Below are 5,558 nucleotides of genomic sequence, written 5' to 3'. Positions count from 1 at the left end.
CTCCTCGCCACCCGCCTCACCAGCCGCATCCGCACCACCCTCGGCACCGAACTCCCCCTGCGCACCCTCTTCGAAGCACCCACCCCCGCCGCCCTCGCGGAACGGCTGAAGCCCGCCAAGCGGGCCCGGCCGAGCCTGCGGTCGGTGAAGCGACCGACGGAGGCCGACTGACGAAGGCCGACTGACGGCGACCGACTGAAGGACGCCGCCTGGCGGGCGATCCGGCCCGTCGGGCGTCCGGCCTGGCCGACTTGGCCCGACCCGGCCCGACCTGGCCCGACCAGCTTCGGCCGCACAAGCACCACACCAGACCTGATCCATCGCACGACCCGGCCCCTGCGGCCGGCCCGTCTCACAGCTAGGGGACTCCAGATGATTCCGTTGTCGTACGCGCAGCGCCGCCTTTGGTTCATGGGCGAGTTGACCGGCCCGAGCGCGACGTACAACATCCCGGTGGTGCTCCGGCTGACGGGGACGCTGTCCCCGGCGGCGCTTGAGGCAGCTCTGCGCGATGTGATCGACCGTCATGAGGTGTTGCGCACCGTCTTCCCGGCGGTGGACGGCGAGCCGCGCCAGCGGGTGCTGCCGACCGAGCTGGCCGCGTTCGAGCTGGCGACGGCCGAGCCCGCCGGGGAGGCGGAGCTGGCCGAGGCGGTGGCCCGGGTCCTGGGGCACCCGTTCGACCTGCACGAGGAGATCCCGATCCGGGCGACGCTGCTCACGGTCGCCCCGGAGGACCACGTACTGGCCGTGGTTGTCCACCACATCGCCGGTGACGGCTGGTCCCTCGAGCCGCTGGCGCGCGACATCGCCACCGCGTACACCGCGCGACTGGCCGACCGGGCGCCCGAGTGGGAGCCGCTGCCCGTCCAGTACGCCGACTACACCTTCTGGCAGCGCGAGCTGCTCGGCGACGACCAGGACCCGGAGAGCCTGCTGACCGAGCAACTCGGCTACTGGCGGCAGGCGTTGGCCGGGGTCCCGGAGGAGTTGGCGCTGCCGTACGACCGGCCGCGCCCGGCCACCGCCTCGAACCGGGGCGAGTCCGTCGAGCTGCTCGTTCCGGCCGAACTGCACGCCAAGCTCGCCGAGTTGGCGAAGCAGCAGCGTGTGACGATGTACATGGTGCTGCAGACGGCGCTCGCCGTCCTGCTCTCCCGGCTCGGCGGCGGTCGGGACATCCCGATCGGCACGCCGATCGCCGGCCGCACCGACGAGGACCTGAACGAGCTGGTCGGCTTCTTCGTCAACACCCTGGTGATGCGCACGGACCTGACCGGCGACCCTTCGCTCGCCGAGGTGCTCGACCGGGTCCGCGAGACCGGCCTCGGCGCTTTCGAGCACCAGGACGTGCCCTTCGAGCGCCTGGTCGAGGACCTGGCACCCGTGCGCTCACTGGCCCGCCACCCGCTCTTCCAGGTCATGCTCAGCCTGCAGAACAACGCGCAGGCGACCCTCGAGCTGCCCGGTGTCACCGTGCGCCCGCTGGCCGCGCAGACGGCCTTGGCCCGCTTCGACCTTTCCTTCGAGGTCGGCGAGAACCTCGACCCGGCGGGTGGCCCGGCCGGGCTGGCGGTGCGGGCCACGTACGCCGCCGACCTCTTCGACCGGGCTACCGTCGAAGCCGTCGCCCAGCGCCTGGTACGGGTACTGACGGCTCTCGCCGAGGAGCCGGCCACCCGGGTCAGCGCGGTGCGGGTGCTCGACGACGCCGAGCAGGTCCGGATCCTGGAGGAGTGGAACGACACCGCCGTCGAGGTGGCGCCCGCCCACCTGCCCGCGCTGTTCGCCGCCCAGGTCGCCCGTACTCCCGACGCGGTGGCGGTGGTCGCCGAGGGGCAGCGGCTCTCCTACGCGGAGCTGGACGCCCGGGCCAACCGGCTGGCCCGGCTGCTGCGGGAGCGCGGCGTCGGCCCGGAGTCGCTGGTCGCGGTCTGCCTCGGACGCTCGGCCGAGCTGGTGATCGCGCTGCTCGCGGTGCTGAAGTCCGGTGCCGCCTACGTGCCGGTCGACCCGGAGTACCCGGCCGACCGGATCGCCTACATGCTCGACGACGCCCGGCCGGTCGCCCTGGTCACCACCGGCGACCTCGCCGCCGGTCTGCCCAGCACCACCGGTCTGCCCAGCACCACCGGTCTGCCCAGCACCACCGGTCTGCCGGGCACCGCCGGCGCCCGCGGCCCGCTGCCCCGGATCCTGCTGGACGAGACCGACCTGGACTCCTACGACGGCTCCGCCCTGCCCTGCCCCGAGCTGCTCCCCGCGCACCCCGCGTACGTCATCTACACCTCCGGCTCCACCGGCCGCCCCAAGGGTGTGCTGATCGAGCACCGGGCCCTGGTGAACTACGTGGTCCGCTGCCACCGGGCCTACCCCACACTCACCGGCAGCACCCTGCTGCATGCCTCCATCTCCTTCGACGCGGGCGTCACCGGCCTCTACGGCGCGCTGACCTGCGGCGGCCGCGTGGTGGTCGCCGCACTCGACGAGCGGCTGCCCGCCCTGCTGGCCGGCGAGCGGCTGACCTTCCTCAAGGGCACTCCCAGCCACCTGGCCTTCATGGACGCGCTGCCCGAGGAGTGCGCGCCGACCGGGCAGCTGATGGTCGGCGGCGAGGCCGTGCGTGCCGAGGCGATCCGCGCCTGGTCGGCGCGCCACCCCGGCGTGGCGATCGTCAACCACTACGGGCCGACCGAGGCGACCGTCGGCTGCACCGACTTCCCGGTGGACCCGCGGACGGTGACCGACACCGCCGTGGTGCCGATGGGCCGGCCGATGTGGAACACCCGCGCCTACGTCCTGGACGACACGCTGCGCCCGGTGCCGCCCGGTGTCGCCGGCGAACTGTACATCGCGGGCGCCCAGTTGGCGCGCGGCTACCTGGGCCGGCACGGGCTGACCGCGGAGCGCTTCGTGGCCTGCCCGTACGGCGCCCCCGGCGAGCGGATGTACCGCACGGGTGACGTGGTGCGCTGGACCGCCGACGGCAACCTGCAGTTCCTCGGCCGCGCCGACGAGCAGGTGAAGATCCGCGGCTTCCGCATCGAACTCGGCGAGGTCGAGGCCGCCGTCGCCGACTGCCCCGGACTCGCGCGGGCCGTGGTCGTCGCCCGCGAGGACATGCCCGGCGACAAGCGCCTCGTCGCCTACGTCGTCCCGGCCCCCGGCGCGGAGAGCACCAAGAAGCTGCCCGCGCTGGTCCGCGCAACGGTCGGGGCCCGTCTGCCCGACTACATGGTGCCGTCGGCCGTGGTGGTCCTGGACGCCCTGCCGCTGACCTCCAACGGGAAGCTCGACCGCCGCGCCCTGCCCGCCCCGGACTACGGGGCGACGGCGGCGGGCCGCGCCGCACGCACGGAGCAGGAGGAACTGCTCTGCGGCGTGTTCTCCGAGGTGCTAGGAGTGGCGGCGGTCGGCCCGGAGGACGACTTCTTCGCGAGCGGCGGGCACTCGCTGCTGGCGGTGCGACTGATCAGCCGGATCCGCTCGGTCCTGGGCATCGAACTGTCGCTGCGCACCCTCTTCGTGGCACCCACCCCCGCCGCCCTGGCACGTCACCTGGACCCGGGCGCTCTGGTCCGCCCGCCGGTGGTCGCCACCGGGGAGCGGCCCGAGCGGGTACCGCTGTCCTTCGCCCAGCAACGGCTCTGGTTCCTCGCCCAGTTGGATGGGCCGAGCGCCACCTACAACATCCCGGTCGCGCTGCGGCTCACCGGCGAGCTCGACCGCGCCGCACTCCACGCGGCCCTGCTCGACCTGATCGGCCGCCACGAGGTACTGCGTACGGTCTTCCCCGCCCACAGCGGAAACCCGCATCAGCAGGTGCTCCCGGCTGACCTCGACCGGCTCGGCTTCGGCCTGACCGTGGCCGACACCACCGAGGTGGAGCTGGCCGAGGCCGTCGCCCGGGCGGCCGGGCTCGCCTTCGACCTGTCGGCGGAAATCCCCGTACGGGCCTGGCTGTTCGCACTGGCGCCACAGGAACACGTCCTGGTGGTGACGGTCCATCACATCGCTGGTGACGGCTGGTCGATGGCTCCGCTGGGGCGTGACCTGTCGGCCGCGTACGCGGCGCGCGTCAACGGCCGGGCACCCGCGTGGGCGCCGCTGCCGGTGCAGTACGCCGACTACACCCTCTGGCAGCGCGAGCTGCTCGGCGGCGAGGAGTCGCGAAGCGACCTGCTCGAGCAGCAGTTGGCGTACTGGCGACGGGAGTTGGCGGCGGTACCGGAGGAGCTGGCGCTTCCCTTCGACCGGCCGCGCCCGGCCGTCGCCTCGCACCGCGGCGGCTCGGTCGACCTCGCCGTGCCGGCGGAGCTGCACGCCCTGCTGGCCGAGGTGGCCCGCTCGCAGGGTGCCACGATGTTCATGGTGCTGCAGGCGGCGCTGGGTGTGCTGCTGTCCCGGCTCGGTGCCGGGGAGGACGTTCCGATCGGTACGCCGGTCGCCGGCCGTACCGATGAGGCGCTGGACGAGCTGGTCGGGTTCTTCGTCAACACCCTGGTCCTGCGCACCGATCTGGGCGGCGATCCGACCTTCGCCGAGCTGCTGGGCCGGGTCCGCGACGCCGCGCTGGGCGCGTTCGCGCACCAGGACGTGCCGTTCGAGCGCCTCGTCGAGGAGCTGGCACCCGCGCGCTCGATGGCCCGGCACCCGCTCTTCCAGGTCATGCTCAGCCTGCAGAACAACGAGCGGGCAACCGTCGAACTCCCGGGCCTGACGGTGACGGCGGAGCCCGGTGCGGCCCCGGTCGCCAAGTTCGACCTGGAGCTGAGTGTCAGCGAGGCGGTGAACACGACCGGCGCGCCGGACGGACTGGCGGTGCGGGTCACGTACGCGGCGGACCTGTTCGACGCGGCATCGGTACGGACGATCGGCGAGCGGTGGCTGCGCGTGCTCGCCACCGTCGCCGGGGACCCGTCCCTGCGCGTCAGCGCCGTCGACGTACTCGCCGACGACGAACGCCACCTCCTGCTCCAGGACTGGTCCGGCGCCACCCACAGCGTCCCGACCGAGACCGTACTGCCCGCGCTCTTCGAGGCCCAGGCCGCCCGCACCCCCGACGCCGTCGCCGTCATCCACGGCGACGAACAGGTCACCTACCGGGAGTTGAACGAGCGCGCCAACCGGCTCGCCCACCTCCTCGCCGAACAGGGCGTCCGCCCGGAGTCACTGGTCGCGATCCGCATGGAACGCACCGCCCACCTGATGACCGCCCTCCTGGCCGTCCTCAAGGCCGGCGGCGCCTACCTGCCCATCGACCCCGACTACCCCACCGACCGCGTCACCCACATGCTCACCGACGCCAACCCCACCCTGCTCCTCACCACCAGCACCATCACCGCACCCACCAACGGAATTCGCACCATCCTGCTCGACCAGGCCGACCTCTCCACCCGCCCGCGCAGCAACCCGGTCGTCACCGCACTGCCCGCGCACCCCGCCTACGTGATCTACACCTCCGGCTCCACCGGCCGCCCCAAGGGCGTGGTGATCACCCACCGCAACATCACCAAGCTCCTCACCTGGGCCGCCGACACCTTCGGCGACCACCACTT

2 protein-coding genes are annotated in these 5,558 nt (G+C 73.1%); both read left to right on the top strand.

The genetic code is table 11. The features are described 5' to 3' along the window. A partial coding sequence (locus ACZ51D_RS43325; RefSeq protein WP_465665813.1) for a phosphopantetheine-binding protein occupies window positions 1–171 on the top strand: 171 nt, incomplete at its 5' end. A 201-nt stretch (window positions 172–372) separates the two neighbouring features. Next, window positions 373–5,558: amino acid adenylation domain-containing protein (locus tag ACZ51D_RS43320; protein WP_465665811.1), on the top strand; the 5,186-nt coding region annotated here is incomplete at its 3' end.

It is taken from the genome of Kitasatospora sp. NPDC033851 (genome assembly GCF_055576085.1).
The sequence above is the reverse complement of the archived record's forward strand: the minus strand, read 5'-3'. Positions and strand labels throughout refer to the sequence as shown.